The following is a 26,481-nucleotide window of genomic DNA, read 5'->3' as shown; positions in this document are numbered from 1 at the left end:
GAGCAGCGGGCCATCGCCTTGGCTCTACCGCTCCTCGACCTGGTTGGACCAGATCTGCTCGATGAGCCGTCCGACGCGGCGAAAGCGGGCCTTGGGCAGCATCACGGACGGCGTATCGAGGGGCATGTCGTCCAGATCGCTGAAGTACACCGTGGGATAGCTGCGGCGCTCGCTGGAGAGGAAAGCGCACAGATCCTCGAAGCGCTTGACGTGCACCTTGTTCGGCGCCGTCCCGGCGCGATTGGCCAGTTCGAAGCTATGGGTGACGATGTTGACGATCGGCAGGCCCACCAGACCGGCATGCTCGATCGCCGCCCTCAGTTCGCCCAGCGACACTGCGCAGATCTGAAGATGGCGCGATCCGCGGCCCTCGGCAATCAGGGTGACCGGTATCTCGATCACGCCCTGGTGGACGATCGGAGTGATGTGATCGCGCGGCAGATCGATCGCGCTGGGCCAGGGATGCTGGTGTCCATTATGGCTGCTGTCGAAGCGGAAGCCCAACTCCGCCAGCGCACGCAGCGTATCGTCATTGGCCGAGTAATTGCCGGCGCGAAACGCGACCGGCTCGGGAACACCGGCCTCGATCAGCATATCGCGGGCACGGGCGATCAGGTCGCGCTGCGCCTGCCGCCCATAACGCGCCAGCTGACGTTCGCTGCCGGTCTGGCCATCGCTCGCGCCGACCCACAACGGGTGGAGATGGAGCTGTACCTCCTGCCCCGCCTCCAGAATCGGCTCGACCATGCGCCGGATCGGATCGATGCCGAACACGCAGGCCGGCATCGGATCGACGAAGAAGCACGCCTTGAGAGCGTGGCGCGCCAACACGCGAAGCTGGTATCGGACGCCGACTCCCGCAGCCTCGTAGCAGCGCTCATAGGCGGTCTCCCAACGGTCCCAGCCCGGCCCCGGCCGCCAGGTGAGCTCCGTGTCGATCGTCAGCAGAACGCGGGTCAGGGCAGCAGATTGAAGACGAGATCCGAAAGAAGGCGCGCCGCTCGCCATCATCCGGCCGCATGGAAATGATCGTGGATCGCGCGCGCCATCGCCTTGGAAACGCCGGGCGCGCGTTCGAGGTCCTCGAGCGAAGCGGCACGCACCGCGCGCGCCGTTCCGAAGTGCATCAGCAGCGCCTTCTTCCGTGCGGGGCCGATGCCGGGAACGCGATCAAGCGGGCTCCTGGTGAAATTGGCCGCGCGCTTGGCCCGGTGGACGCCGATCGCAAAACGGTGCGCCTCGTCGCGCAGCCGCTGGAGATGGAACAGCAGCGGCGAGTTGAGCGGAAGCATCGCCTCACGCCCGCCGGGCAGGTGAAAATGTTCGCGGCCGGCGTTGCGGTCCGGACCTTTCGAGATGCCGACGACAGGCACATCGTGCACGCCGAGATCTTCGAGCACTTCGCAGACGGCGCCAAGCTGGCCCTTGCCGCCATCGATCAGCAGCAGATCAGGCCACTCGTCGCTGCGACGCTCGGGATCTTCCTTCTCCAGCCGGGCAAAGCGCCGTTCGAGCACCTCGCGCATCATGGCGAAATCGTCTCCCGGCGCAGTCTCCGGACGTTTGATATTGAACTTGCGATAGCTGCCCTTCCGGAAACCTTCGGGCCCGGCGACGATCATCGCCCCGACCGCATTGGTGCCCATGATATGGCTATTGTCGTAGACTTCAATACGGTCCGGCGGGCCTTCCAGTTCGAACAGGTCGGCCATTTCCTGGAAAATGCGGCCCTGGGTGGTCGATTCGGCGAGGCGGCGATCAAGCGCCTCATGTGCGTTGCGGCGGGCCTGGTCCATCAGCCGCCGCTGTTCGCCGCGCTGAGGCACCTTGATCTGCACCTTGCGGCCGGCGCGTTCGCCGAGCGCCTGGGCAAGCAGTGCACATTCGGCCGGCTCGCGGTCCACCAGGACCAGCCGGGGCGGAGGCACCTCCTCGTAAAACTGCATCAGAAAGCTCGCGAGCACCTCATCCTCCGGCACGTCGGCGGTGTGCGCGGGGAAGAAGGCACGATGGCCCCAGTTCTGGCCGCCGCGGATGAAGAAGGCCTGGATGCAGACGGTGTTCGCCTTGGTGTCGAACGCGAATACATCGCCATCGGCAACGCCCTCGGCGTTGATGGCCTGGCTCCCCTGGATGTAGGTCAGCGCGCGAAGACGATCGCGGTAGACCGCGGCCAGCTCGTAATCCATCGCCTCGGCGGCAGCGCTCATCGCCTCGCCCAGCTTCTTCTGGACCTGTGTCGACTTGCCGGAGAGGAAGGCCTTGGAGTCCTCCACCAGTTCGGCATAGGCCGCTGCGTCGATCCGGCCGACGCACGGCGCCGAGCAGCGTTTGATCTGGTACAGCAGACAGGGCCGATCGCGGTTCGCGAAGAAGCTGTCCGTGCAGGAACGCAGCAGGAAGAGCTTCTGCAGCGCGTTCAGCGTGCGGGTGACCGATCCTGCGCTGGCGAAGGGCCCGAAATACTGCCCCTTGGCGCGCCGCGCGCCGCGATGCTTCTGGATGCGCGGAAAGGCGTGATCCTCGCGCAGCAGGATGAACGGGAAGCTTTTGTCGTCGCGCAGCAGGACATTATAGGGCGGGCGATACCGCTTGATCAGTTGCGCCTCGAGCAGCAGCGCCTCGGCCTCGCTGTTGGTCGTGACGATCGTCATCGAACGGGTCTGGGCGACCATGCGGCTCAGCCGCTTGGGCATGCGGCCGATCTGGACGTAATTGGCCACCCGGTTCTTGAGCGCTCGTGCCTTGCCGACATACAGCACGTCGCCGCGGGCATCCTGCATGCGGTAGACGCCGGGACGCGCCGGCAAGGTCTTGAGGACATTGCGGATCGCTGCGATTCCAGCATCCAGGTCGGGCGTGTCGGAGCCGCGCACGGTATACGCGCTCTTCTCTTCGCTGAATCTGTCGGTGGGGATCGTGTCGCTCACCCTACTGATCTAGGTCGCGTGACCGACCGCCGCAACGGCAGGATCGTTCGGCACGACGGATCTGCCCGTTATCGACTGGATCAGGCGGCAGCCAGACCCGCCATAGCATCCGGATGGGCTATAGCCGCGATGACCAGCACCAGCACCGCAAGCCCAGCGCGGACGAAGCCGGAGGGCGCGATGGCAGCGAACAGGCCGTCCTTGCGGTTCCATAACAGCGGCAGCGCGGCTGTCCCCGACAGGATCATGGCCGCAATCACACCAGATGGCAGCGCATGAGCCAGGTGTGCGCGCACGCCGCCCAGCAACATCAGCCATGCCCAGATCCAGCCGATCGCAACCATGACCGGCGCTTACGGCAACATGGTGAGGAAATGGTAAACCCTGGCGCCGGCGGCGATCGAGCATCCCCGATCGCGGCCATGCCAGGAGAGCTGGATCAGCTAAGCCGAGCGGTCCCGAGCGCGGTGATCGCGTCGTCCACCAGAGGCTTGTCCGAACTCGCGTCGTGACGCTCCGCGATCAGCTTTGACGCAGCGGCAGCGGCAACCGATGCCGCGGTGGCGCGAACCTGGGCGATGGCAGTCCGTTCGGCAGCAGCGATCTTGTCCTCGGCCATCTTGCCGCGGCGCTCGATCAACGATGCCGCATCGGCCCTGGCCTGGCTTACGATCGTATCGGCTTCGTCGCGGGCGTGCGCCAGCATAGCCTCGGCCTCCTGCGCGGCGGCCTTGGCCTTGGCCTCATATTCCGCCTTGATCTTCTCGGCGTCGGCACGGAGCGCAGCGGCTTCAGCGAGATTGGCCCGGATCGAGGCAATCTTCTTGTCGAGCGACGAGCCGATGACCGATGGCACCTTCTTCCACATCAGCAGGACGATGACGACGATCATCGCCAGCGACACCCAGGCGGTGGCGGTCATACCCAGTGCGGTGGGGTCGACATGATGCTCTTCAGTGCCCGCAGCGGCGTGCTCGGCGCTGGCGTTCTGCGGCAGCCCCTGAAGCTGGGTGGCTTCGGATAGGTTGTCGGCGGCGAGTTCGGAGCCGTTTACAGACATCATGGGTCTCCGTTACGCCGCCAGAGCGGCCTTGACCGCGCTCTCGGCGGCAGCCTTGTCGACGGCCAGGCCAGACACCTTGGCGACGATTTCCTGCGCAGCCTCAGCGGCGACGCTTTCGATCTCGGCTAGCGCCCTGGACTGCGCAGCCTTGAGCGACGCGTCTGCCGTAGCGGCTTTCGCAGCGAGTTCGGCATCCACTGCCTTGACGCGCTTTTCGGCCTCGACCGTGGAAGCGGTCTTGGCTTCCTGCGTAGCCTTCAGCGCGGCGGCGCGCGCTTCCTCGATCCGTGCCCGATACGCGGCTTCGGTCTCGTCAGCCTTGGCGCGAGCGGCTTCGGCGGCGGCGAGATCGGCGGCAATCTTCTGGTCGCGCGCGTCGACGGTCGCTTCGATCTTGGGCAGCATCCCCTGCCCGATCACGAAGTAGATCAGGCCGAAGACAACCAACAGCCAGAAGATCTGCGAAGCATAGGTCGCGGTGATCTGGGCGATCTGAGGCATCGATATTCCCTGTGGTCGTTGCAAGCGGGGGCCGGCGCACCGGCCCCGCCCTGCAACTGTTAGGCGACGAACAGCAGGATCATTGCAACGACGAACGCCAGCAGGCCGAGAAGCTCGGCGGCGGCGAAGCCGATGAACAGACGGCCCTGCTGGCCGTCGGCAGCGGCGGGATTGCGCAGCGCGGACTCGAGGAACGAGCCGAACACGTTGCCCACGCCGAGTGCGGCCATGCCAACACCGATCGCGGCCAGACCGGCACCGATCAGCTTTGCGGCTTCTGCGTCCATGATAAACTCCTTAGCATTAAACAGGTTGATGGTGGTGGTAGGTGGAAATCAGTGCAGGTTGACCGCGTCGTTCAGGTAGAGCGAGGTCAGCAGTGCGAACACATAGGCCTGGATGGCGCACACCAGCAGTTCGAGCAGGGTGATGCCGATCATCAGGATGAAGCTGGGAACCGATACGATCGCGACGGTCAGCGCACCGGCGTTCATGCCATTGATCACGAAGCCGGCAAGCACCTTCATCAGGATATGCCCCGCGGTCATCGCGACGAACAGTCGCAGGCCCAGCGAGAACGGGCGGATCAGGAAGGAGAACAGCTCGATCAGGAAGATCAGCGGGATCATGTAGCCCGGCGTGCCATGCGGAATGAACAGCGAGAAGAAGTGGAAGCCGTGCCGCGCAAAGCCGACGATCAGGACGATGGAGAAGCTGATGATCGCCAGAATGCCGGTCACCGTGAGATGGCTGGTGACGGTGAAGGGATGCACGCCAACGATACCCGTCGGCATCATGCCCATCAGATTGGAGATCAGGATGAACATGAAAAGCGAGAACACATAAGGCGTGAACTTCTTGCCCTCCGGGCCGATGTTCGTCGCCATCATGTTCGAGATGAAGCCGGTGAAGCTTTCAACCGCGGCCTGCCAGCGGCCAGGCACGAGCTCGCGCTTCATGCCGCCAATCATGAACAGCAGCATCGCCGCCAAAGTCACCACCATCCACATCGCGGAATTGGTGAAAGCTATGTTATGGCCCGCAATTGCCCAATCCTTCCCGAACAACGGTTCGATCAGGAACTGGTGCATCGGATCGATCTTGCCCGATTCGGCTGCCACGCTTGCGTTACCCCTGCTTATGCCAAAAGCGTCCGAAAGCTATTTCGGGCGCTCCTGAGAAATCCGTATGATGTTCCTGAAGGCGACGCCGATCCCGAGGAAGAGCATCACCAAGAGGAGCCAGGGCTTGGTTCCGAGCCAGCTGTCGAACAGCCAGCCCATTAAACCGCCACCGGCAATTCCCGCGATCAGTTCGGTCAGCACGCGATTGCCCTGGGAATATCCCTTGTCAGGCTTTTTCTGCGCTGTCCCCGTCCTGACCTGTTCAGCCTGCTGGATCGTCCGCAGCCGCTCATCGAGCGACGTAAGCCTTTGATCCTCCACGCTGTCCGGGTCTTGCCCGGGATCTTTCACCGTCATGTCGCCGCCTCTCCTCTTATCGGGAAGCCAACGCCATGCCGACGAGCCATCCCGCCAAGGCGAGGCCCCTTTAGGAAGGGGGTCTTCCCGAGTCAACCGCGCTTACCGATGCCGCGGCGCAATCGGGTGAACGCCCGAACCTTCCCCATCCGTCATTGCGACGAAAGTCGGGACCTATACGCGCTGAGATGAGAGGAAAATGCCGGACTGCATCCTCATATCCGTCTTCGGTGCGGCTATGGGTCCCGACTTTCGTCGGGATGACGATGTGGGAGGCGAGGCATGACGCCCAATAACCGTTACAATATCTGAACGACCGCAAAAAACCAGGCGTTCGCAAAAAGCCCGCCTGTGCCCCCGGACATCCCGCAACCTACGTGTTTTCCGTGGCTTGATGTCGCTGATCGCTAGTGGGCATCACGGTGGTGGGACATCCAGGACAAGGGGGCTGGAGCCACATGCGGTCGGGTGACGGACGGCGAATTTCACAGCGGACATGTGCCTGGACGGCAGTGCTCGCTTGCCTGCCCTTCATCTCGACAACCGCCGAGGCAGCGCTCGATCTCAACAGTCTGTCGATCGAGGAACTAGCCCAGATCGAGGTGACCTCGGTTTCCAAACGCGCCGAGCCGCTGAGCAACGCTCCGGCAGCGATCTACGTCATCACCCATGACGACATATTGCGATCCGGCGCCCGGCGCCTTCCGGAGATGTTGCGCCTCGCACCGAACCTCCAGGTGGCGCAGATCAACGCCAATCGCTACGCGATCTCGGCGCGCGGCTTCAACGCCGGCGCCTCCGACAAGCTGCTGGTGCTGGTCGATGGACGCAGCATCTACACGCCCTTTTCATCGAGCGTGAACTGGGACCTGCAGGAAGTCCCACCCGACGATATCGAGCGGATCGAAGTGATCAGCGGCCCGGGCGGCACTCTATGGGGCGCCAATGCCGTCAACGGCGTGATCAATATCATCACCAAAAAATCGAGCGACACGCCGGGAGCGACGGCCGAGATCGGGGGAGGCAACACCGTAATCGAAGGCCGGCTGCAATATGGCGGCAAACTGACCGACGAGCTGAGCTACCGTGCCTATGTCGGCGGCTTCAAACAGCGCAACAAGAACCGCACCGGCACAGGCGCAAAGGCGCGCGATGCCTGGAACAAGGTGCAGGGCGGTTTTCGGGCCGATTGGCAGTCGGCCGATGACGTGATCACCGTCCAGGGCGACATCTATGAGGGATCGGAGCAGCAACTCAGTAGTGCGAAATCGGATATCAGCGGCCACAATCTGATCGCCCGATGGACACGGGCGATGGGCAGCGATTCGAGCCTGCAGCTCCAGGCCTATTACGACCATATCGATTTTTCGGTGCCCAACCGGTTCGCAAACCACCTCGATAGCTACGATCTCCAGGCGCAGTATAACCTCACTCTCGGCGGCCATGCCCTCGTCGCGGGCGGTGGATACCGCGCCATGAAGGACGATTTTCCGACCGTTCTTTCCGAGACTCAAGCCGTGCAGTTCATTCCTCAGAGCCGTACGCTCACGCTCTGGAATCTTTTCCTGCAGGATTCTGTTTCGCTTACCGACAGGCTTAAACTCACGGTCGGCCTGAAGATGGAGCATGAGCCATATACGGGCATCGAGCTGATGCCGAACCTGCGCCTCTCCTGGACGATGGCCGACGATAGCCTGCTCTGGCTTGCCGCATCGCGCGCCGTACGCGTGCCGTCCCGCCTCGATCGGGACGTCACGCAGCGGATCGGCTCGCTCGTTGCGATAACCGGAGGCAATATGCAGCCCGTCAAGGTGACCGCCTATGAACTCGGCTATCGCTCACAACCGCTGGCGGGCCTCTCCTTCTCGGTCTCGTCCTTCTACAATGTCTATTCGGACCTGCGCAGTGCCGAGCCCACCAATGGCGGCTTTCCACTGACGTTCGAAAACGGCATGGAGGGAGAAACCTACGGCGTTGAAGCGTGGGCGAACTATCGCGCAAACAGCTGGTGGCGCCTCGCCGCTGGCGCGAACTGGCTGCACAAGGACCTGCGCTTCAAGCGAGGCGATCCCGGCCTGGGCGGGCTGCAGATTGCCGGCAACGATCCGAAATATCAGCTCTCTTTACGCTCCACCATGGACCTGGGCCGGGGCGTCCTGCTGGATCTCGACCTCCGCCGGATCGGCGCATTGCCCGCGCCCCCGTCGCCCGCTTATGTCGAGCTCGGCGCCAGGATCGCCTGGGCGGCTTCGGACAATCTCGAATTTTCGCTGACCGGCTCCAACCTCCTTCACGCCTATCATGCCGAGTTCGGCACCACGACCAACACCCTGCAGGTGGGCCCCGTGGGCGTTGAAGTAAGACGAAGCGTTTTCCTCGCCGCGCAGTGGCGATTGTGAAACTCCGCGGCGGAAATCTTCAGCGCCTCGGCCGTTGCCTCGGTCTCCTAGTGGCTGCCGGCAGCCTCGCCGCGGCCGATGCGGCGCCGAAATCGCTCGAGGCTCAGGTCAAGGCCGCCTTCCTTCCCAAGTTCGCTGCCTATGTGAACTGGCCGCCAAGTGCCCTTGGAGCAACCGCCGATCCCCTTGAGCTGTGCATAATCGGCCGCGACCCCTTCGGCACCGATGTCGACGCAGCCGTTGCCGGCCAGCATGTCGATCAGCATGCGCTTCTGGTGCGCCGGCTGGATAGCACAGCAGGTGCCGCCAGCTGTCATGTCGCCTTTCTCGGCGGGTCGGCCAAGCAAAGCGTCGCCGCCATGCAGGAGGCGCTACGCGGACAGCCGATCCTGACCGTCACCGATGCCAGCCTGGGCAGCGGACGCGGCATGGTGCATTTCGAACTGAAAGATGGTCGTGTACGCTTCCACATCGACGATGCCCTGGCGGCGCGCAGCAACCTGTCGATCAGCGCCCGCCTGCTGAGCCTCGCGCTCAGCGTCAAATCGCGTGTGCGGCAGTCATGAGCCAGTTGCCCACGCTCAGCCGTCGAGCCCTGACGATGCTGGTGTCGCTAACCGTTCTGTTGCTGCTGAGCGCCGGCTTGTGGATCATCTTCCAGAACGAGCAGAACTATCGGGAAGGACGGCAGAACGCTGCCCAGATACAGGGGGAGATATTGGCGGCAAGCGTCACCGCCGCGCTCGACTTCCAGGATCAGGCCGCAGCGCAGGAGTCCACCGATGCGCTACGGGTCAGCCCGCAAACATTGGCGGCGGGCGTCTATGATTCGACCGGCAGCCGGTTCGCCGGCTATGCCCGCTCGCCGACGCTGCTGCCCACGCGCTTCTCGGATATTCGATCGTCGGACAGCGTGCCGATCCAGGTCACCGTACCTGTGATGCGAAGCGGCACGAGGATCGGCACGGTCTTCCTCGCAGGCGATATCGAGCCATTGTCACGCCGGATCGCGCGTTATGCGATGATCGTGCTCCTGGTGGTGATGACATCGCTGATCCTGGCGGTTCTCGGCTATGGCCAGGCGGCGCTGCGCCGTGTCAACCAGACGCTTGCGGAGGCCAACCGTGAGCTCCAGTTCCAGATGGAGGAGCGCAGCCGCACCGAGCAGCAGCTCCGCGAGGCACAGAAGATGCAGGCGCTCGGCAAGTTGACTGGTGGCGTCGCCCATGATTTCAACAACCTGCTGACGGTGATCCAGGGCTCGGCGGAGATGTTGCAGCGGCCGGGCCTGTCCGAAGATCGCCACATGCGATTCACCAAGACGATCATCGACGCATCGGCGCAGGGCGCGCTGCTGACCGGGCAACTGCTGGCCTTCGCGCGCAGGCAGCCGCTCAAGCCCGAGCTTCTCGATCTCAACACCAGCATATTGAAGATGCTGGTGATGCTTCAGCCCACGCTCGGCCCGAACATCATCCTCAACACGCATCTCGAAAAAGCGCTGCTGCCGGTCGAGGTCGATCCCGGGCAGTTCGAAGCGGCGCTCCTCAACATCGTCGTCAACGCCCGGGACGCCATGCCCGACGGCGGCGAAGTGACGATCCGCACGCGCAACGCGACGCCCGAGGAAGCCGAGGGGCGCGAGCGGGCCGTGGTGGTTGCAATAGAAGATAGCGGCATCGGGATCGCGCCGGATCAGCTCGCCCATGTTTTCGAGCCATTCTTCACCACCAAGGTAATAGGCAAGGGCACCGGACTGGGCCTCAGCCAGGTCTATGGCTTTGCCGCGCAATCGGGTGGCGAAGCGCGGATAGACAGCGTCGCTGGCAAGGGCACCACTCTTTCGATGCTGCTACCGGCAAGCAAAAAGCCGCTGCCACAGCGGGCGCCGACCGCTCGGCCGTTGGCCGCGCAAAAGAATTGCGGCCGCGTGCTGCTGGTCGAGGATAATGACGAGGTCGGCGATTTGGCGGAAAGCCTGCTCGGCGAGCTCGGTCACGCGGTGGTGCGCGCCCGCAACGGCCCCGAAGCACTGAACATAGCCGATGAGGGCGACCAGTTCGACATCGTCTTCAGCGATGTCGTCATGCCCGGGATGAGCGGGCTGGAACTTGCCAGCGCCCTTCAGTCACGCCGCCCGAAGCTACCGATCATATTGACGACGGGCCATAGCGACCGGATCATCGCAGCGGGGTCGCAGGGTTTTCCGGTCGTCCGCAAGCCCTATCGAATGGAAACCCTTGCCGTGGCCGTCGACGAAGCAATGGCCACGGCGCTGCACTGAGCGGGTTTAGCCGCAATAATCCGGGGTGATCGATTCCGATCCCTGCCGTTTGCGCCAGCCGCCATCCTTCAGCTTATAGGCTTGGCCGGGCTTGACCGCGCGCAAGGTCGAGCAGGCGGTGGTCTGCGCGAACTGGTCGACGGTGACATTCCGGGCGGCCGCGATCTGGGTGTAGCCCGCGCGGCGCTTGATGTTGATCGCGTCGACCGCAGCCTTCAGATCGGCCGAGGGCGCCGCGACAAAACCGAGATAGCCGTCCCATTGCTCGCCGACCGTGCCGTTCGATAGCGCCGATTCGACGATCGGATCGGCGGCGAGCACGGGTGCGGCCACAGCGAGGGCCGCAGCGACAGCGATGATATTGGAAAGCTTCATCATTGCGGAAACAGCTCCGGATTGTTGGCGATGAAATCCTCGGCATCCTTCTGAAGCCGAACGACCACCTCCTGCTTGACGTTGACGTTCAGGTTGATCTCGATCGGCTTGTCGGGCGCGGAGACCTGGATACAACCTGGCAGCATCAACGCGAACACCAGAGCGCCATAAGGCGCAGGGACCATCTTGTTCATGGCCTGAGGCTCGCATTGCAACGCTTCGTCGTCAATGTCGGGGTGTTCATCGCATGATCTCGCTTTACCGGGGCTGAATGGGGGTCGGCGGGGCAGGCGCCGCCTCGACGGCGCCTGAGGTGGCGTTGCGGAGCACGATCGAGGGATCGATGAAGGTCTGCGCCGAATTGACCAGCCCGCGGAACGGCGCGGTGATGGTTATGTTGAAGCGGAACGGGAGCCGGGTGACCGGCGCGAGCAGGTGCCCGACGATCCCGCCGGATTTGGCGGTTTGCTCGGGCTTGTCGTTGGTGCCGTCGAAGCGGACCTTGCTGACGATCTCGCCATCGAGATCGCCGTTCAGGTCTATGGTCAGCCGGTCGTAGCGCATCGACTTGAGCGCATCGAAGGCGATCCGCGCAATCCGGCCGAGATCGGCATTGGTGACGTCGCCGACATAGGAGAGCGTCCCCCCGCCGGGCCGAACCGTCAGCGCGCCATTTTCGATGCGGCCACCGCGGGCGTCGAAGACGATCGGCAGCACGCCATCGAACTTGCCGGTGACGGCGATATTCTTGAACTCGAGCTGCTGGACGAAGGTCGCGGCGTCGAGCCCGGTGATACGGAAGGTCAAGCGACGGGCGACCGGCTGGCCCATGTCGAGCACCGAGGGTTCCAACGCGAGCGTTCCGCCCGCGAATGGCCACACCCCGCCTTCGACCGCCAGCCTGCGATCGGGCAGCAGACGGTAGCGGACCGTGCCGTCGTTGACGGCGATGCCCGGATTAACCTCGGCGATCGTCACCCGTTGGTCAGGCGCCGTCACGAGACCGAGCAGATCGGTGAAGTGGATCGATCCCTTGAGGCCGGTCACCGGGCCGAAGGCGGCTGCGAAATCGAGCTTCTCCGTCCGGAAGTCGCCATCGCTGGTGACATTGCCGCCCGACCAGCGGATGCGCCCCTGCCCCGTCACGGCGCCCTCGACATTGGCGATCATGCCGAGCGTGAGCGGCGTCACCGCCTCCGGCTGGAGCGCGTTGCCGAAGCGCAGATCGGCGACATCGAGCAGGGCATCGCCGGCCCCGCTCGACAGATCATGGCGGATCGTCACGCGTGCCACGGCGGAGGAGGATCGCGGTTCGCGCAAGGTAGCGGTGGCGCCGATGCGCCCGTTTTTCAGCGTCAGGTGGACATCGTTGGCGGCGAGCTGGTGGAAACGCGGCGACGCCTGCTCTGCGTCCTCGACCTTCACGGCCCCGCCGAGAACAAGCTCGCTCGATGCCAGCCGCCAATCACCGGTGCCGCTTGAGATCAGGAGAGGCACTGCGCCGATCTTGCCCGACGCGCCATCGAAACGGCCGGAGAATCCTTTCGACCCCGCTGACCCGCCGAGGGTTGCGACGTCGAGCCGCGTCGGCGACGCCGGATCGCCCAGTCGTATCGCCAGCGTATCGATCCGGAAGCCAGGCCGGCCTATGCCGACCGCCAGGGAGCGGGCCGCCATCGTCAGGGGCTGATCGCCGACACGCCCGCGCAGCCGTGGCGCTGCGATGCTGGCCCCGCCGTACAGCGCACCGCCAGCCCGCCGCCCGACAAGGGCGCCGCCTGCGGGGCACAAGGGAAGGCGTGTGTTGGCGATGACAGTGCCGGCGATGGCCAGGCGGGCGAAGCCGAGTGGCGCGCAGTCGCCGTTGACCGCGAAGCTGCCGTTGCGGCCAATGGCGACCGAGATCGGCAGATCGAGTCCCTCGATCCGGCCGTCGGCGAGCGGGCCATCGAGTGTCATGCGCGTGACTATGCCGGTCACGCCCTGGCGCCGGGCCCCGAAACGCAGGGGTGCCAGCCGCAACAGCGCATCGCCGGCCCGATAGGGAGCGATCGTCGCAGAACCCGCGAGCGGCGCCCCCGGTGCTTCCTGCCGCAGGCTCATCGAAATATCCGGAAGGCTGCCGCCGGTCAGTTCCAGGCTGCCGTTGACGACGGGGCGGGCCTCGGGCCAGCGCCAGCCCAGTCCCTCCGCCCGATCGGCGCGGATCGCCAGCCTCCCGCCGCCAAATGCCGATGCGTCGATTCGCTCGATCCGCAACGCGCCGCCTTCTGGCGCATGGTCCAGCGCGAACCGCGCCGATCCATCGATGTTGCGCCCGGCTTGCAGGGCCGCCCGCCCCCAGGCAGCCAATATGGGGCCGATCGGCGTTCCAGCGGCACCAGCCGACAGACGCGCCAGACGATCGGCCAGGGCGGAGTCCAGCCGGGCCTGCGAAACCTTGAGATCGCCATCGACCGCGGCGCGGCGCGTCGCCGGATCGAAGCGGTAGGATCCGAGAAGGGCGGCTCGTCCGATCGTCCCGCTGGCATGTCTGACCTGATCGGCTCGGAGATCGCCCCTGCCGGAGACCTGCCGCGCCGCAGCGTCGAACCTGAGCCGGCCGCCAAGCCGGGCTATATCGGCCTGAAATGCCGCGAGTTGTCCGCGCTGGAAGTCGACGTCGCCACGCCAGCGGGCCAGATCGGCGTCTCCCTGGGCGTCGATTGCCAACCGCGGCGCGACCAGCCTGACATCGGGGCATGTGACCGAACTCGCTTCGACCGGGCCACGGACACGCGGCCGACCTGCGTCGACGGCGAGGGTGAGCTCCGCGACGGGGGCAAGGATGGCACAGCGACCGGCGGCCAATCCATCCGAAGCGACGCGAAGCCTGCCGCCGAAATCATCGTGGAGATTGCCCTTGCCGTCGAGGGTGGCCCGGACGAGACCCTGCGGCGTGGCGAGATCCAGCCGGATAGCGCGGGCGGTCAGCCGGATATTGGGGAGAGCGAAAGGCTGGCCGGTGCTGGTCGCCGGCAGCAACCGGTCGATCGCCCCGAGCGACAGCTTGCCATCGGCCAACCGGCCGCGCAGGCGCACCCCACCGGCATCGACAGCGCTGACCCTCACGCCCGTCAACCCGACCGCCAGCTCGACCTCGGCCCAGTCGGCGACCAGATCCGGATGCCCGGGATCGCCGATACGGATGTGCTCGATGCGGTGCGTGCGGAAGCCGACATGCGCAAGGCGATAGCTGGCAGGCACAGCGCGAGCTTTGAGCGCATCGTCGATATAGGATGTCGCGATCGGCGTTCGCTCGCTCCACAACCAGACGGCCCCGCCAGCAAGCGCCAGGCTACCCAGGCCAGCGGCAAGCAAAAGGCGCGAACGACGTCTTAGAGCTTCCTCCATCGCGCGACGCTTACCCTGTCGTTCGGCGCGCGTCACCCCGCCGATCCCGCGGCGAACATGGTTAACCAACCCTCAACGCTTGCGGCCTAATCCGGCAGCGACCTGGCGAACGCCCAAGGTTCAGGGAGAAGCGAGTGACCATTCAATGTGCCAACGCAATCATCCAGCGATTGGGTCCTTGCCGGATCGCACTGGACCAGGCGGCTCATCTCGAACTGGCGCGTGAGCTGGCCCTGATGGGATGCGAACTGGTCGACCTGCCGACCGGCGGAGCCTTGCCAGCTGGCAACAACCCCACCGCCGGCTTCCTGAGCTGGATCGATGCTGCGCCGAAAATGTCTTTCGCGAATGCCCTTCGTCCGTTCAAGCGGATGAACGCCCTTGTCCTTCAGTCGGCGGGGCATGACCGACGCTCGCTGGAGCGCGCCTTGTTCGATGCCGGGTGGCAGCGCCATTCCGGCGGGATGACGTTGGGCGAATATCCCGGCTGGTCGGCACAGGCGCTGCCGGTGATCAGCTATTATCAGCGCGCGCCGCACGGCGGCGCCGGCGAATTGCAGAAGGGCAGCGTCGAGGCCGATGCGACCATCGCACGCTACGCGATGGCGGCCAATCACGTCCGGCCCGGCGATCATGTGCTGATAGATGGCATCGGATCGGCGGATGGCGCGGCCGTACTGATGTCGTTGTCCCGGGCCGGATCGATAATGCGTGTCGCCGCGCCGCCGAAGCCGGGCCACTGGAGCGGGCGCCGCGATATCGACCGTGTCGACGCCGATCTTGCCCGGGTTGCGGACAATTCGCTCGACCTCATCGTCGCCCTGGAGCCGGCAGTGCCGGCCGACTGGATAGCGCGGCTCGACGACTATGCCCGCGTCCTGAAGTTCGATGGACGGCTGATCCTCGGCTTTCGGCAGGGCAAGGCCGATAGCAGCCGACCGTGCGACTGGGCGGCATTGATCGAAGCGGTATCCGAGCACTTCCTGCCGGAGATGCGCTATGTCCAGATGCCGGTCAGCCCCAATCCCGAAGGCCCGCACGCGCTGTTCCCGGTCGCGCTCGACCAGTCCGTCGACACCGAATGGTTGCTCCTGGTCGCCTCCGCGAACCCGCTGATGGGCGAGGGCCGGGCGGCCGAATATGATCATCCGGCTTTCCCGAAAGCGGCCGCTCCGCAGCCCGCGCTGGTGGATTTCGGCGCCGCCTATGACAATCCCTATCTCTACCGTTCGATGGTGCAGATGGGCGAAAGGCTGAGCGACGACATGAAGCTCGCCCGGCTCGCTGAATGCGTGATCGAGGATTCGCGCGAAGATTCGGCGGACCGGGGAGCGGCGATCGCCGTGCTCGGCTATCGGGTGCTCGAACTGCGGCTCGACAATCTGGTGCCCTCGATCCTGCCGCTGATCCTCGCTTACACCGAACAGCCACTCCGCGAGGACACGCCGGCACATGTCCGGCGCTGGCGGATCTCGCTGGCCTTCCTGGCGGGCCGGCTCAGCGAGCTGATCGGCGAGCGCGATGCCGCTAGGCGCTGGTATCGCGCCGCCGCCGAGGGCGAATGGCAGGCCTTTTCGCCGCTGCTGGCGACAAAGGCCATCGCCGCATCCTTCTATGAAGCGCGGCTGTGCCTGGCAGATGGCGACAGCCAGACCGCGCTCGCCCGCTTCCAGCACGGCGTCGACGCAGCGCTCAAGGCTGCCGCCTTCCCGCACGAGATCCAGATCGGCACGGCCGATCGGCCCCTGCCCTTCTACCTGACCGAGTTGGCCGAAGTGATCGACATGGGATCGCAATGCGCCAACGCGGTTGCGCACTTCGATCTGTGGCATCGCGACCCCGGCCTGTTCTGGCGGCAGGTCGACATAAGGCGCTTCGGCCTGGCTTCGTGGGCGCGCGACCTGGAGCGCGAGAATGAGCGGCTGCGCGCAGCCTGACTCCGAACATGGTTAACGAAGGCTTCAGCAATTCGCATTACGCCAGCGCGACCGGCGATGGGAGATTGATCGATGCACGTCATGGCCAAGGATCTCGCTGCGGCGGGCTTCAAGACGCTCAACGCCAATGGCCATCTGATCCATTATGCCGAACAGGGTGCCGGCTGGCGCTACGACACGTTGCTCGACAAGGAACCGGAGACGATCGCCTGGATCGACACCTTCCAGCCGGGCGAAACCTTCTGGGATGTCGGCGCCAATGTCGGCATCTACAGCATCTACGCGGGCGCGCGCGGCATCCGGACCGTGGCGTTCGAACCGCATTTCGCCAATTATCATCAATTCTGCATCACCATCGCCGCCAATGGGCTGCAGGATCTGGTGACTCCGCTCTGCCTGGCCTTCGCCGAGGGCAAGTCGATAGCGGAAATGAACCTGGCGAGCCTCGATATCGGCACGTCGATGAGCAACTTCGGAGCAGCGCTGGACTTTCGCGGCCAGCCGTTCGAGCCGGCTTTTCGCCAGGGGATGATCGGCTATGACATCGACGGCTTCGTCGCTGACTTCGGCGTGGAGATACCGACCCACTTGAAGATCGATGTCGACGGCATCGAACTCGCGATCGTGAAAGGCGCGCGGGCGACGCTGGCCAGCGAAAAGCTGCGGTCGGTATCGATCGAATTGATCGAGAGCGATGCGGCGCAAGTGGCGGCGGTCACCGCGATCCTCGAAGGCGCCGGGCTGCACTTCATCCACAAGCAGCAGAATGCGGCCTTCGCGACGCCCGAAACGCGCGACGTGCTCAACTATCTATTCCATCGCGACCCTGTGGCGCTTGCCGCCCGGATCGGCGCAATCATGCGGCAGCCGGTCGCTGAAGACGAGCCGGTGACGACCGATGCGATCATCGAGCGGATCGTCGACCGGATCGCGGCTGCACGGGTCGATCCTGCACCCAGCGGCAATATCTTCATGGAGGATATGCTGCCCGCCAATGTCTATCGCGAACTGCTGTCGCGCCTGCCCGGGGACGAGGCGCTCGACCCGATCGATCATCCCGATGCGATCGGTGCCGATGGCAAGCCGACCCGCTTCCTGCTCGATCTTACCCCCGCATCGCTTTCACGTCTCGCACTCGACGATCAGCCCTTCTGGGAGGCGATGATCGAGGTCTTCACCGCGCCTGCCATCGCCGACGCGATCATCGCCAAATTTGCCCCGACGCTCCACGAACGCTTCGGAGAAGAACTGCCCGATCTCGTCGCGGTGCCGATCCTCTATCGCGATCATCCCGGCTATCGCATCGGCGTCCATCCCGATGCGCCCAGCAAGATCGCCACGCTGCAATTCTATCTTCCCGAGGATGACTCGCAGCGGCATCTGGGAACCTCCTTCCATCAGCGTTCCGGCGATGGGTTCGAACGGCTCAAGACCAACGACTTCAGGCCGAACGCAGCCTATGCCTTCGTACGCACCGAAGAAAGCTGGCACAGCGTCGACGAACTCGGTCCCGACGAACAGCCGCGCAATTCGATCGCACTGACCTTCTACATCCGCGGCCAGGAATATCGCTCCGAGGCGATGCCCGAGACTGCATCCTGCTACGACGAGGAAATGAGCCGGACCCTGCAGACGCTGGCCAAGACCTTTACCCGGCGGGACGACGTGGCGACCCTGTTCCGCGAAGGCGGCGTCGGCGTCGAGCTCGGCGTTGCGGCCGGTGATTTCTCGGAGCGCATATTGCAATATGACCATGTCGGCTATCTGTTCAGTATCGACATGTGGGCGGGAGATCGCGGGCATGGCGTGGACCAGTATCGCGAGGCAATCGGGCGCCTGAGTCCCTATCGCGATCGCAATGCCATCCTCCGGATGCGCTTCGACGAAGCGCTCCATCTGTTCGGCGAAGAGTCGTTGGATTTCATCTATGTCGATGGCTACGCCCATGATGGCGAGCTGAACGGGGCGACTTTCAGGGATTGGTTACCGAAGCTGCGCCGGGGCGGCATCATCGCGGGCGACGACTATGCGCCCGATTGGCCATTGGTCATGGCTGCGGTAGACCGGTTCGTCGCCGAGAACGGCCTCGAGCTCCACGTTATCGACTGCCACGAGGATAGTTGGAACTCGATGTATCCGACCTGGTTCGCGATGAAGCCCTGAGATGCTCCACGATGCCCGCCTCCATTCGGCACGCTCGGCTCGCGAGGCCATTCTCGATCATGGCCGGGCCGTGCTGGATGTCGAAGCGCGGGCGCTCGCCACTCTGGGCGAGCTGCTCGACGAGCAATTCGCGCGCGCGGTCGAACTGATCGTCGAGACGCGCGGCCGGGTCATCGTCAGCGGCATGGGCAAGTCGGGGCATATCGCACGCAAGATGGCAGCGACTTTCGCCTCCACCGGGACGCCGGCCATCTTCATACATCCCGGCGAAGCCGCGCATGGCGATCTCGGCATGGTCATCGCCGGCGATCTGCTGGTCGTGCTCTCCAATTCCGGCGCGACGCCGGAACTGCGACCGATAACCCATCATGCCCAGAGGCTGGGCTGCCCGATCATCGGCATCACGTCGCAGCCGGATTCACCGATCACCCAGATATCCAGCGCCTGCCTCACATTGCCGAAGGTGCGCGAAATCTGCCCGCTCAATATCTCACCGACGACATCGACCACGCTGATGCTCGCGCTGGGCGATGCCCTGGCGGTGGCAACGATGAGTGTGCGCGGCATCTCTCGCGAGCAACTCGAACTGCTGCATCCCGGCGGGGTAATCGGTTCGCGCCTGCTGCCCGTCAACGACATCATGCACGCGGGCCAGCAACTGCCGCTTGTCGCCGCGGAAACGCCGATGCGCGACGTGCTGGTGACAATGACGGAAAAGAGCCTCGGCATCGCTGGCGTCGTCGATGCCGCCGGGCGCCTGATCGGCACGATTACCGATGGCGATTTGCGCCGCAATATCGATCGGCTGCTGATCAGCATCGCCGCCGATGTGATGACGCGCAGTCCCAAGACCGTGCCCGATGGGACATACGCCGAAGATGCGCTGGCGATCATGACGGCCAAGAAGATCACCGCACTGTTCGTCATGAATCATGATGCGCCGGAGGTGCCGATCGGTCTGGTGCATATTCATGACTTCAATCGGCTCGGCCTGAGCTGAAGGCCGCGGAGGCGAGCCAGCCGCTCAGGATGGCGTCCGGCTAAAAATGGTTTAGCCTGTGTAACAATGACCATCAGCCCACCCGATCCGGCCAACGACGCCAGCGGCCATCGCGCCCGTCTGCGAGGACGCTTGATCGAAGGGGGGCCGGAAGCCCTGCTCGACCACGAACTCATCGAATATCTGCTGGCGCTGGCGATCCCACGCAAGGACACCAAGCCGATGGCGCGCGCACTGCTTGCCGAATTCGGCGGCCTCGGCCCGCTACTGTCTGCGGATACCGGCGCGCTGGCTCGCGCGGGCCTCACCGACGGCGTGATCGCCGCTCTCAAGATCGCCGAGGCGTCGGCGCTGCGGCTGCTCCGCACCGAAATCAGCCAGCGCGATGTCCTGTCAAACTGGCAGGCGCTGAACAACTATCTTCACGCCGACATGGCGCACAGGGCGGTCGAGCGCGTGCGCGTCCTACACTTGAACAGCAAAAACGTGCTGATCCGCGACGAGCTCATGTCCGAGGGTTCGATCGATCAGGCGGCGATCCATGTCCGTATGGTCATCAAGCGGGCGCTGGAACTTGGATCGGCGGCGCTGATCATTGTCCACAACCATCCCTCGGGAGATCCCGAGCCGAGCCGACAGGATGTCGCCTTGACGAAGGAACTGATCGCCGCGGCCAAGCCGCTGGGGATCAGCGTCCACGACCACATCGTCGTGGGCGCAAAGGCTCAGGCGAGCCTGCGCGCGCTGGGGCTTATATAAGAGGGGCGGGGCGACCACAGACCGCCCCTCCTGTCGTTTGCTCCTTCCCGATCAGGCCGACAGATAAACGGCCAGCTCGTTCGGCGAGATCATGTGATCCTTGTCAGTGTCGGCCTTGGCGAAATCGCCGGCCGTGGCATTGAGGACCTTGACCGCCGGCAGATTGGCCCGCTTGCTGGTCTTGCTCTTCTCGACCTGCGCCATCACGTCCTGGCCACGCGCCGCGAGGACCCAGCTGCCGAACTCGAGCGGCGTGAGCTTGCCCTTCCCGCCGGTGTCGTATTTCGCCCAGTCGGCATTGACCTTGGCAGCGGCGTCGGCGCTCGCGGTGGCCGTAGCAGGCGCGGCGGGTGCCGTCGCTGCAGCATTGGCACCTGCGGTCGCGGTATCGGTCGGCGCCGGTGTGGTGGCAGCGGCATCGGCGGCCGGCGCCGTTGTCTGAGCGACAGCATCAGACCCAGGAGTGCCGGTTGCCGGGGCCGTCGCGGACCCATTCGGCGTGCCGGTCGATGCGGTCGCATCATTGGGCGTGGTGGCAGAGGGCGTGGTGGCATCAGGGGTAGCGGCCGCATCCGGTGCGGGCTCGCTGCCAGCCGTCTGCGCCATCGCGGTTCCGGATAGGGCGAGCAGCGCGGCGCCGCCCAAGAGTATCAACTTGTTCATCTCGTCTCTCCTGACAGGCGAATCGATCAAATCCTTCGGGTCGCAAGCGTCCCCAGCCGGTCGAACCCCTAACCTTGCGCGGGGTTTCCCGATCCGCGGCCGCAACGGTTCGCCCGGATCATTTCCACGACGAATCGGTTGCTGCGGTGATCGCGAGGACGCAACCGACGCGATTGCCGCTGTCCGCCCCCTCTGCTAGGCGCCCGGTCGATTGCCAGCTTAGAGACGAGGACGTTCGATGATTCCCCGCTATTCACGGGCCGAAATGGTCAAGATCTGGGAGCCGGAGACACGGTTTCGCATCTGGTTCGAAATCGAGGCGCACGCGACCGATGCGCTCGCCGAACTCGGCGTGGTGCCCAAGGAAGCGGCCAAGGCGATCTGGGAAAAGGGCGCCTTCGAGGTCGACCGGATCGACGCGATCGAAGCCGAGGTGAAGCACGATGTGATCGCCTTCCTCACCAATGTCGCCGAACATGTCGGGGAACCGGCGCGGTTCATGCACCAGGGCATGACGTCGTCGGACGTTCTCGACACCTGTCTCGCGGTGCAGCTCGCCCGTGCGTCGGACATTTTGCTGGCGGATCTCGATGGGCTGCTCGAGGTGCTCAAGCGCCGCGCGTTCGAGCATAAGCTGACGCCGACGATCGGCCGCAGCCATGGCATCCACGCCGAGCCGGTAACGTTCGGCCTGAAGCTCGCCCAGGCCTATGCCGAGTTCGCGCGCAACCGCGAGCGGCTGGTCGCCGCGCGCAAGGATGTCGCGACCTGCGCGATCTCGGGCGCGGTCGGCACCTTCGCGAACATCGATCCGCGCGTGGAGGAATATGTCGCCGAGAAGCTCGGGCTTACGGTCGAGCCGGTCTCCACCCAGGTAATCCCGCGTGATCGCCATGCGATGTTCTTCGCGACGCTGGGCGTGATCGCCTCATCGGTCGAGCGGCTGGCGACCGAGGTGCGTCATCTCCAGCGCACCGAAGTCCTTGAGGCGGAGGAATATTTCTCGCCGGGCCAGAAGGGCTCGTCGGCAATGCCGCACAAGCGCAATCCGGTGCTCACCGAGAATCTGACCGGCCTCGCACGGCTGGTGCGCGGCTTCGTCACGCCTGCGCTGGAGAATGTCGCCTTGTGGCATGAACGCGACATCAGCCACTCGTCGGTCGAGCGGATGATCGGCCCGGACGCGACGGTGACGCTCGATTTCGCGCTGGCGCGCCTGACCGGCGTTATCGACAAGCTGCTCGTCTATCCCGCGCGGATGCAGAAGAATCTCGACCGCATGGGCGGTCTCGTGCATTCGCAGCGCGTGCTGCTCGCGCTGACCCAGGCCGGGATCAGTCGCGAAGACGCTTATCGCATCGTTCAGCGCAACGCGATGAAGGTGTGGGAATCCGACGGCGCCTTGTCGCTGCTCGAGCTGCTCAAGGCCGATCCGCAGGTCGGCGAGAAGCTGAGCGCGAAGGAGCTCGAGGACAAGTTCGACCTCGGCTATCACTTCAAGCATGTCGACACGATCTTCGCGCGGGTGTTCGGCTGAGGTCGGGGCGCCGAGATTGTCTTCGGGCGTGATGCCGGGCATGTGTCGGGCATCCGCCGCTCGTCGGGAGCCGGATCAGGGAGCGACCGGCAACGCATGATCTTCGCGCCGATTCTGGTGCTCATCGTCAACTATCGCACCGCCGCGCTGACGGTGCGCGCGGTCGGGGCGATCCTCGATGAGGTGCGGGCACGCGGCGATACGCAGATCCTCGTCGTCGACAACGGCTCGGGCGACGGATCGGCGGGGATCATCGAAGCCGCCATCGCGCCGGAAAATACCGGGCTGTGCTCGGTGCTGGCGCTCGACGACAATCTTGGATTTGCCGGCGGCAACAATGCCGGGCTCGAGCATTATGCGTCGAGCACCGGTCGGTCGCCGGAGTTCGTCTGGCTGCTGAATCCGGATACGATCGCCGCGCCGGACGCGCTGGCTACGCTGGTGGATTTTTTAGGGGGCCGTCCAGGAGCCGGCATCGCCGGCGGGCTATGCCTGCGGCCGGACGGCACCGTGCGGCACAGCGCCTTTCGCTTCCACTCGCCGCTGGGCGAGTTCGCCGCTGCGCTGGACTTCGGCCCGCTGCGCCGCCTGCTGTGGCGGCACGATGTGGTGGTGCCCGCCGGCGACAGCGCCTGCCGCGTCGACTGGGTGTCGGGCGCGCATTTCATGATCCGCGGCACGCTGCTCGATCGGATCGGTTCGCTGGACTCGCGCTACTTCCTCTATTTCGAGGAGACCGATTTCTGTGCGCGCGCTGCCGATGCCGGGTTCGAGACGTGGCATGTCCCGGCCAGCCGCGTGACTCATATCGGCGGCCAGGCCACCGGCGTCACCGAAGCTGGCGAGAAACTGCGCCGGCCGCGCTACTGGTTCGCCTCGCGGGCGCGCTTTCTGCTGCGCCGTCATGGACTTGCGGCGACACATTTCGCCAACCTGCTCTGGTTGCTGGCGTCGCCGCCCGGTGCCCTGCTCGCCCGGCTGCGCGGGCGGCCGCGCCACGATCCGCCGCGGCTGTGGCGCGACTTCCTGCTGCATTATTACGGCCCGGGCGGTTTGATGTACCGCGCGCGCGACCTCGCGACCTAACCGCGCGCCGCTGCCGCCAGTTCGGCATTGCGCTTTGCCGACGCCGCGAGCGTGGCCCGCATCAGCGCCTTGAGCGCGTCGCCGTCATCCAGCACGTTCAGCCCCTCGCGCGTGCTGCCGCCCGGGCTGGCGACGCGGTCGGCCAGGATCGCCGGTCCTTCGTCTGATCGCGCCGCGAGCAGCCCCGAACCCTTGACGGTTGCGGTCGCAAGACGCAGCGCCTGTTCGGGCGGCAGGCCCAGCGCTTCGCCGGCCTCCGCCATCGCCTCGATGAAGCGGAACAGGAAACCGGGTCCGCAGCCGGAGAGCGCGGTGACCGCGTCGAACAGCGCCTCGTCGTCGATCCACTCCACCAGGCCGAGCGGTGACACCAGGCCCGCAGCCTCGTCCCGCGCCGCGTCATCGGCATCGTCGGAATAAAGCGCCGTCACGCCCTCGCCGATCGACACCGGCAGGTTCGGCATCGCGCGCACCGTGAGCTGCGCTGAAAAAGCGTCGCGCAGCGTTGCCGTCTCAACGCCGGCCAGGATCGAGAGCAGAAGGCGCGGCGGCCCCGCCTTCCCGGCGAAAGCCGCCCGCACGTCGCCAAGCTGCTGCGGCTTCACCGCGAGCACCAATATATCGGGCTGTTCCGCACCGGCCGGTATCTCACGCCGCAGCGACACGCCCTCGGGAACGCCAGCTATGAAAGGGTCGATGACCGTGATCGGGCGCTTCGGGCCGCTCGCCGCGAGCCACCCGTTCAGCATCGCGCCGCCCATATTGCCGGCGCCGATCAGCCACAGCGCGCCGTTCGTCCTGCCATCGGGCGCGGACACGCTGTTCAGGCCTCGCCCTGCGTCTCGATCATGGCGGCGGCGATCGCCTCCTGCGGGGTCTTGTCGCTCCACAGCACGAACTGGAACACCGGATAGAAGCGCTCGCATTCGTCGATCGCCGTCTCGATCAGCGTTTCCGCCTGGTCGAGCGTCAGCGCGGCCTCCTCGCCCTGTGCATCGAGCAGCGCAGCATGGCGGAACAGCACCATCGACGAGCTGGTCCACATCTCGAAATGGCCGAGCCAGAGCTGCTCGTTGATGAGCCCGATCGTCTCGTACATCGCGGCTTTCTTGTCGGCGGTGACGCGAATGTCCGGCAGCGCCAGAAACTGGAGCACGCGATCTTCGTCGCGCCACACGGCGCGCAGCTCATATTGCGCCCAGCTACCCTGGAACTGCGCGACGATCTCCTCGTCGCCCGCGCGCTGGGATTCCCATCCACGTGCTGCGAAATATTGTTCCAGCATGTCGATCGGAGCGCTTACGTCGCGCGAGGATTCAAAGTCGTCCACGTTCATCAGGGGCCATACTCCGCTGCCCAGGCATGTTTCCGTGGCCCGGAACGCCAGCCAGTTCAACCCGTAACAGCCACAAAATTGTGGATAGCTGCCCGTCAGCCTTTTGACTTGCCGCTCGCCGCCACCAGCGCATCGAGCCGCGCCTTGAGCAGCTCAACCTCCTCGCGCGCCGTCGCCGCCATCGTCTTCACCGCTTCGAATTCCTCGCGGCTGACGAAATCGAGCCCGCCGATCCAGTCCTTCGCGCGCTCCTTGATCGAAGCCTCGGCCTCGCGCCCGACGCCGGCCAGCGTCCCGGCGGCGCCGTTCACCATCTTCACGAAATCGTCGAACAGGCGGTTTTCGGACTGCATCGTCACTTCCTCGATTTGCTGCCGCGCGCACGCGGAGTCATTGAATGATAATCTGGGTATCGCCGGTCGACGGCACAAGGGTCAGCCCGTTGGGATTGAGGCGGTGGACCTGCCAGTTCAGCATAGCCGCAAAGATCAGCCATGCCAGATAGGGCAGCATCAACAGCCCGGCCGCGCGCCGGATCCGCCAGAACAGCCAGGTTGCCGCGCCCGCCCATAGCAGCATCGCCAGGATCAGTCCGAACGCCAGCATGATCCGGTGCATCGCGAAGAACACCGGCGACCAGCAGAGATTGAGCGCCAGCTGGACCAGGAACAGCAGGATCGCGATGCCACGCCCCCGCGCGCCGCGCGCGTTGAGGATCATCGCCAATGCGAAGCCCATCATGATGTAAAGGATCGACCAGGCAAACGGAAAGACCCAGCCCGGCGGCATCATCGCAGGCTTGGCCAGTCGGTCGAACCAGACATTGCCATAGCCCGAGTCGCCGATCCTAGCCGATAGCAGCCCCAGCAGCAGGATCGCCGGCACGGTCACCAGCGCCCAGCGCATATAGGCGATCCGCAACTGTCCTGCCGACGCGATCTGTCCCATCAACCGCTCCTCGCCGTCTCGTCCGGCCCGCTCAAGCCAGCACCACGTAGAGGATCAGCAGGATGATGCAATCGAGCGAGATCAACAGCGGCGCCGCCGGGTGCCAGAGATTGGCGCCCACCGGGAAATTCTTCGCCGGATCCTTGCGATCATAGGCGACCGCGATCGTCCCGCCGACCCTGCGCGCCTCACCCTCGGGGCATTTGCGCGAGTGGTTGACGATCGTGCGGCCATCGGGGCCCCTGAACTGGTAGGTCAGGTGGCATGTGTTCTTTCGCGTCACCTTGAACTTGGTGATCTGCGCGGCGGCGCGTCCGCCGTCGGTCAGGATGGCGACGTTGTGGCGGCGATGGAGATAGGCCGCGCCATGGGTAAGGATCACCACCAGCGCCGCGACCACGTAGGCGGCCTTCCGCTTGCGGAGATGCGCAAGCCACCCGCTCTGCACCGCTTCGGGCCGGCCGGAGAACTGTGGCGCGGGTTCGGACTGGGGCTGGGCTGTAGACATCCGCGCTCCTGTTCAGATCGGCATTGACGGCAAGGGGGCGGCCTTCACCGCACCCATCAGGAATTCGATATTGCCTTCGGGTCCGGTGATCGGGCTCGGCGTCACGCCCATGCTGCGC

The 26,481-nt window shown here is 65.0% G+C and carries 26 protein-coding genes; 9 read left to right on the top strand and 17 right to left on the bottom strand.

Annotation, left to right across the window (positions count from 1 at the left end; all coding sequences use genetic code 11):
• Nucleotides 1–24: 24 nt before the first annotated feature.
• From AAC645_RS03035 to AAC645_RS03000, 8 genes are all read right to left on the bottom strand, one after another.
• The gene (locus tag AAC645_RS03035) at nt 25–1,011 is read right to left on the bottom strand and encodes a polysaccharide deacetylase family protein (RefSeq protein ID WP_340313735.1); all 987 of its coding nucleotides are present in this window, start codon (nt 1,009–1,011) and stop codon (nt 25–27) included.
• The gene (uvrC, locus tag AAC645_RS03030; protein ID WP_340313733.1) at nt 1,008–2,930 is read right to left on the bottom strand and encodes an excinuclease ABC subunit UvrC; all 1,923 of its coding nucleotides are present in this window, start codon (nt 2,928–2,930) and stop codon (nt 1,008–1,010) included. The genes AAC645_RS03035 and uvrC overlap by 4 nt, the downstream gene beginning before the upstream one ends.
• An 80-nt stretch (nt 2,931–3,010) precedes the next feature.
• The gene (locus AAC645_RS03025) at nt 3,011–3,274 is read right to left on the bottom strand and encodes a hypothetical protein (protein ID WP_340313731.1); all 264 of its coding nucleotides are present in this window, start codon (nt 3,272–3,274) and stop codon (nt 3,011–3,013) included.
• Between the two features lie 95 nt (nt 3,275–3,369).
• On the bottom strand, nt 3,370–3,990 hold the full coding sequence (locus AAC645_RS03020) for a F0F1 ATP synthase subunit B family protein (RefSeq protein WP_340314146.1): 621 nt from the start codon (nt 3,988–3,990) through the stop codon (nt 3,370–3,372).
• Between the two features lie 12 nt (nt 3,991–4,002).
• Complete coding sequence (locus tag AAC645_RS03015; protein WP_340313729.1) at nt 4,003–4,494, bottom strand: F0F1 ATP synthase subunit B family protein; 492 nt, start codon at nt 4,492–4,494, stop codon at nt 4,003–4,005.
• Between the two features lie 59 nt (nt 4,495–4,553).
• Nucleotides 4,554–4,781 (bottom strand): F0F1 ATP synthase subunit C, encoded by a 228-nt coding sequence (locus tag AAC645_RS03010; RefSeq protein ID WP_012050658.1) that lies wholly within the window; start codon nt 4,779–4,781, stop codon nt 4,554–4,556.
• 48 nt (nt 4,782–4,829) lie between these two features.
• Nucleotides 4,830–5,615, bottom strand: a complete 786-nt coding sequence (locus AAC645_RS03005) for a F0F1 ATP synthase subunit A (RefSeq protein WP_340313725.1) — start codon at nt 5,613–5,615, stop codon at nt 4,830–4,832.
• A gap of 39 nt (nt 5,616–5,654) precedes the next feature.
• Nucleotides 5,655–5,975, bottom strand: a complete 321-nt coding sequence (locus tag AAC645_RS03000) for an AtpZ/AtpI family protein (RefSeq protein WP_340313724.1) — start codon at nt 5,973–5,975, stop codon at nt 5,655–5,657.
• Nucleotides 5,976–6,433: 458 nt separating this feature from the next.
• On the opposite strand from AAC645_RS03000, the gene AAC645_RS02995 reads away from it, so the two are divergent.
• Genes AAC645_RS02995 through AAC645_RS02985 form a run of 3 tightly spaced genes read left to right on the top strand, consistent with a single transcriptional unit; the run spans nt 6,434 to nt 10,658 of the window.
• Nucleotides 6,434–8,374 carry a TonB-dependent receptor plug domain-containing protein gene (locus tag AAC645_RS02995; RefSeq protein WP_340313723.1) on the top strand — a complete coding sequence of 647 codons (1,941 nt, stop codon included), beginning with the start codon at nt 6,434–6,436 and terminating at the stop codon, nt 8,372–8,374.
• Between the two features lie 50 nt (nt 8,375–8,424).
• The gene (locus AAC645_RS02990) at nt 8,425–8,940 is read left to right on the top strand and encodes a YfiR family protein (protein ID WP_340313722.1); all 516 of its coding nucleotides are present in this window, start codon (nt 8,425–8,427) and stop codon (nt 8,938–8,940) included.
• The gene (locus AAC645_RS02985) at nt 8,937–10,658 is read left to right on the top strand and encodes an ATP-binding protein (protein WP_340313721.1); all 1,722 of its coding nucleotides are present in this window, start codon (nt 8,937–8,939) and stop codon (nt 10,656–10,658) included. The genes AAC645_RS02990 and AAC645_RS02985 overlap by 4 nt, the downstream gene beginning before the upstream one ends.
• 6 nt (nt 10,659–10,664) lie before the next feature.
• On the opposite strand, the gene AAC645_RS02980 is transcribed toward AAC645_RS02985, so the two are convergent.
• From AAC645_RS02980 to AAC645_RS02970, 3 genes are all read right to left on the bottom strand, one after another.
• Nucleotides 10,665–11,036, bottom strand: coding sequence for a YdbL family probable chaperone protein (locus AAC645_RS02980; protein ID WP_340313719.1), 372 nt, complete (start codon nt 11,034–11,036; stop codon nt 10,665–10,667).
• The gene (locus AAC645_RS02975; protein WP_340313717.1) at nt 11,033–11,227 is read right to left on the bottom strand and encodes a YnbE family lipoprotein; all 195 of its coding nucleotides are present in this window, start codon (nt 11,225–11,227) and stop codon (nt 11,033–11,035) included. The genes AAC645_RS02980 and AAC645_RS02975 overlap by 4 nt, the downstream gene beginning before the upstream one ends.
• Nucleotides 11,228–11,291: 64 nt before the next feature.
• Nucleotides 11,292–14,495: an intermembrane phospholipid transport protein YdbH family protein gene (locus tag AAC645_RS02970; protein ID WP_340313716.1), complete on the bottom strand. Its 3,204-nt coding sequence runs from the start codon at nt 14,493–14,495 to the stop codon at nt 11,292–11,294.
• 65 nt (nt 14,496–14,560) lie between these two features.
• On the opposite strand from AAC645_RS02970, the gene AAC645_RS02965 reads away from it, so the two are divergent.
• From AAC645_RS02965 to radC, 4 genes are all read left to right on the top strand, one after another.
• On the top strand, nt 14,561–16,363 hold the full coding sequence (locus AAC645_RS02965; RefSeq protein ID WP_340313715.1) for a hypothetical protein: 1,803 nt from the start codon (nt 14,561–14,563) through the stop codon (nt 16,361–16,363).
• Between the two features lie 72 nt (nt 16,364–16,435).
• Nucleotides 16,436–18,526 carry a class I SAM-dependent methyltransferase gene (locus AAC645_RS02960; protein WP_340313713.1) on the top strand — a complete coding sequence of 697 codons (2,091 nt, stop codon included), beginning with the start codon at nt 16,436–16,438 and terminating at the stop codon, nt 18,524–18,526.
• 1 nt (nt 18,527) lies between these two features.
• Nucleotides 18,528–19,526 (top strand): KpsF/GutQ family sugar-phosphate isomerase, encoded by a 999-nt coding sequence (locus AAC645_RS02955; RefSeq protein WP_340313712.1) that lies wholly within the window; start codon nt 18,528–18,530, stop codon nt 19,524–19,526.
• A gap of 66 nt (nt 19,527–19,592) precedes the next feature.
• Nucleotides 19,593–20,285, top strand: coding sequence for a RadC family protein (gene radC / locus AAC645_RS02950; RefSeq protein WP_340313711.1), 693 nt, complete (start codon nt 19,593–19,595; stop codon nt 20,283–20,285).
• Between the two features lie 51 nt (nt 20,286–20,336).
• On the opposite strand, the gene AAC645_RS02945 is transcribed toward radC, so the two are convergent.
• On the bottom strand, nt 20,337–20,948 hold the full coding sequence (locus tag AAC645_RS02945) for an EF-hand domain-containing protein (protein ID WP_340313709.1): 612 nt from the start codon (nt 20,946–20,948) through the stop codon (nt 20,337–20,339).
• Between the two features lie 238 nt (nt 20,949–21,186).
• Here AAC645_RS02945 and purB point away from each other — a divergent pair, with 238 nt between their 5' ends.
• The gene (gene purB / locus AAC645_RS02940) at nt 21,187–22,485 is read left to right on the top strand and encodes an adenylosuccinate lyase (RefSeq protein WP_340313707.1); all 1,299 of its coding nucleotides are present in this window, start codon (nt 21,187–21,189) and stop codon (nt 22,483–22,485) included.
• A 96-nt stretch (nt 22,486–22,581) separates the two neighbouring features.
• Nucleotides 22,582–23,571: a glycosyltransferase family 2 protein gene (locus tag AAC645_RS02935; protein WP_340313706.1), complete on the top strand. Its 990-nt coding sequence runs from the start codon at nt 22,582–22,584 to the stop codon at nt 23,569–23,571.
• On the opposite strand, the gene proC is transcribed toward AAC645_RS02935, so the two are convergent.
• From proC to AAC645_RS02910, 5 genes are all read right to left on the bottom strand, one after another.
• Entirely contained in the window at nt 23,568–24,389 is an 822-nt protein-coding gene (gene proC / locus AAC645_RS02930; RefSeq protein ID WP_340313704.1) for a pyrroline-5-carboxylate reductase, read from the bottom strand. The genes AAC645_RS02935 and proC overlap by 4 nt on opposite strands.
• 5 nt (nt 24,390–24,394) lie before the next feature.
• Nucleotides 24,395–24,907 carry a type III secretion system chaperone family protein gene (locus AAC645_RS02925; protein ID WP_340313702.1) on the bottom strand — a complete coding sequence of 171 codons (513 nt, stop codon included), beginning with the start codon at nt 24,905–24,907 and terminating at the stop codon, nt 24,395–24,397.
• A 95-nt stretch (nt 24,908–25,002) separates the two neighbouring features.
• Entirely contained in the window at nt 25,003–25,260 is a 258-nt protein-coding gene (locus tag AAC645_RS02920) for an accessory factor UbiK family protein (RefSeq protein ID WP_340313701.1), read from the bottom strand.
• 37 nt (nt 25,261–25,297) lie between these two features.
• Nucleotides 25,298–25,855, bottom strand: coding sequence for a TspO/MBR family protein (locus AAC645_RS02915; RefSeq protein WP_340313700.1), 558 nt, complete (start codon nt 25,853–25,855; stop codon nt 25,298–25,300).
• 31 nt (nt 25,856–25,886) lie between these two features.
• A complete protein-coding gene (locus AAC645_RS02910; protein WP_340313698.1) occupies nt 25,887–26,363 on the bottom strand; it encodes a DUF3592 domain-containing protein in 477 nt (158 codons plus the stop codon).
• Nucleotides 26,364–26,481 lie beyond the last annotated feature (118 nt).

The sequence above is a fragment of the Rhizorhabdus argentea genome (genome assembly GCF_037861105.1).
GTDB classification, from domain to species: domain Bacteria; phylum Pseudomonadota; class Alphaproteobacteria; order Sphingomonadales; family Sphingomonadaceae; genus Rhizorhabdus; species Rhizorhabdus argentea.
Note: the sequence above shows the minus strand (reverse complement) of the source record. Positions and strands in the feature narration are given on the sequence as shown.

What these genes read in the sequence shown, in the direction of transcription:
- purB (WP_340313707.1), top strand. Translation starts at nt 21,187, where the DNA reads ATGATTCCCCGCTATTCACGGGCCGAAATGGTCAAGATCTGGGAGCCG.
- AAC645_RS02995 (WP_340313723.1), top strand. Translation starts at nt 6,434, where the DNA reads ATGCGGTCGGGTGACGGACGGCGAATTTCACAGCGGACATGTGCCTGG.
- radC (WP_340313711.1), top strand. Translation starts at nt 19,593, where the DNA reads ATGACCATCAGCCCACCCGATCCGGCCAACGACGCCAGCGGCCATCGC.
- AAC645_RS02920 (WP_340313701.1), bottom strand. Translation starts at nt 25,260, where the DNA reads ATGCAGTCCGAAAACCGCCTGTTCGACGATTTCGTGAAGATGGTGAAC.
- AAC645_RS02980 (WP_340313719.1), bottom strand. Translation starts at nt 11,036, where the DNA reads ATGATGAAGCTTTCCAATATCATCGCTGTCGCTGCGGCCCTCGCTGTG.
- AAC645_RS02925 (WP_340313702.1), bottom strand. Translation starts at nt 24,907, where the DNA reads ATGAACGTGGACGACTTTGAATCCTCGCGCGACGTAAGCGCTCCGATC.
- AAC645_RS03020 (WP_340314146.1), bottom strand. Translation starts at nt 3,990, where the DNA reads ATGTCTGTAAACGGCTCCGAACTCGCCGCCGACAACCTATCCGAAGCC.
- AAC645_RS02975 (WP_340313717.1), bottom strand. Translation starts at nt 11,227, where the DNA reads ATGAACAAGATGGTCCCTGCGCCTTATGGCGCTCTGGTGTTCGCGTTG.
- AAC645_RS03025 (WP_340313731.1), bottom strand. Translation starts at nt 3,274, where the DNA reads ATGGTTGCGATCGGCTGGATCTGGGCATGGCTGATGTTGCTGGGCGGC.
- AAC645_RS02985 (WP_340313721.1), top strand. Translation starts at nt 8,937, where the DNA reads ATGAGCCAGTTGCCCACGCTCAGCCGTCGAGCCCTGACGATGCTGGTG.
- AAC645_RS02955 (WP_340313712.1), top strand. Translation starts at nt 18,528, where the DNA reads ATGCTCCACGATGCCCGCCTCCATTCGGCACGCTCGGCTCGCGAGGCC.
- AAC645_RS02910 (WP_340313698.1), bottom strand. Translation starts at nt 26,363, where the DNA reads ATGTCTACAGCCCAGCCCCAGTCCGAACCCGCGCCACAGTTCTCCGGC.
- AAC645_RS03015 (WP_340313729.1), bottom strand. Translation starts at nt 4,494, where the DNA reads ATGCCTCAGATCGCCCAGATCACCGCGACCTATGCTTCGCAGATCTTC.
- AAC645_RS02960 (WP_340313713.1), top strand. Translation starts at nt 16,436, where the DNA reads ATGCACGTCATGGCCAAGGATCTCGCTGCGGCGGGCTTCAAGACGCTC.
- AAC645_RS02935 (WP_340313706.1), top strand. Translation starts at nt 22,582, where the DNA reads ATGATCTTCGCGCCGATTCTGGTGCTCATCGTCAACTATCGCACCGCC.
- AAC645_RS02915 (WP_340313700.1), bottom strand. Translation starts at nt 25,855, where the DNA reads ATGGGACAGATCGCGTCGGCAGGACAGTTGCGGATCGCCTATATGCGC.
- AAC645_RS03000 (WP_340313724.1), bottom strand. Translation starts at nt 5,975, where the DNA reads ATGACGGTGAAAGATCCCGGGCAAGACCCGGACAGCGTGGAGGATCAA.
- AAC645_RS03035 (WP_340313735.1), bottom strand. Translation starts at nt 1,011, where the DNA reads ATGATGGCGAGCGGCGCGCCTTCTTTCGGATCTCGTCTTCAATCTGCT.
- AAC645_RS02945 (WP_340313709.1), bottom strand. Translation starts at nt 20,948, where the DNA reads ATGAACAAGTTGATACTCTTGGGCGGCGCCGCGCTGCTCGCCCTATCC.
- AAC645_RS03010 (WP_012050658.1), bottom strand. Translation starts at nt 4,781, where the DNA reads ATGGACGCAGAAGCCGCAAAGCTGATCGGTGCCGGTCTGGCCGCGATC.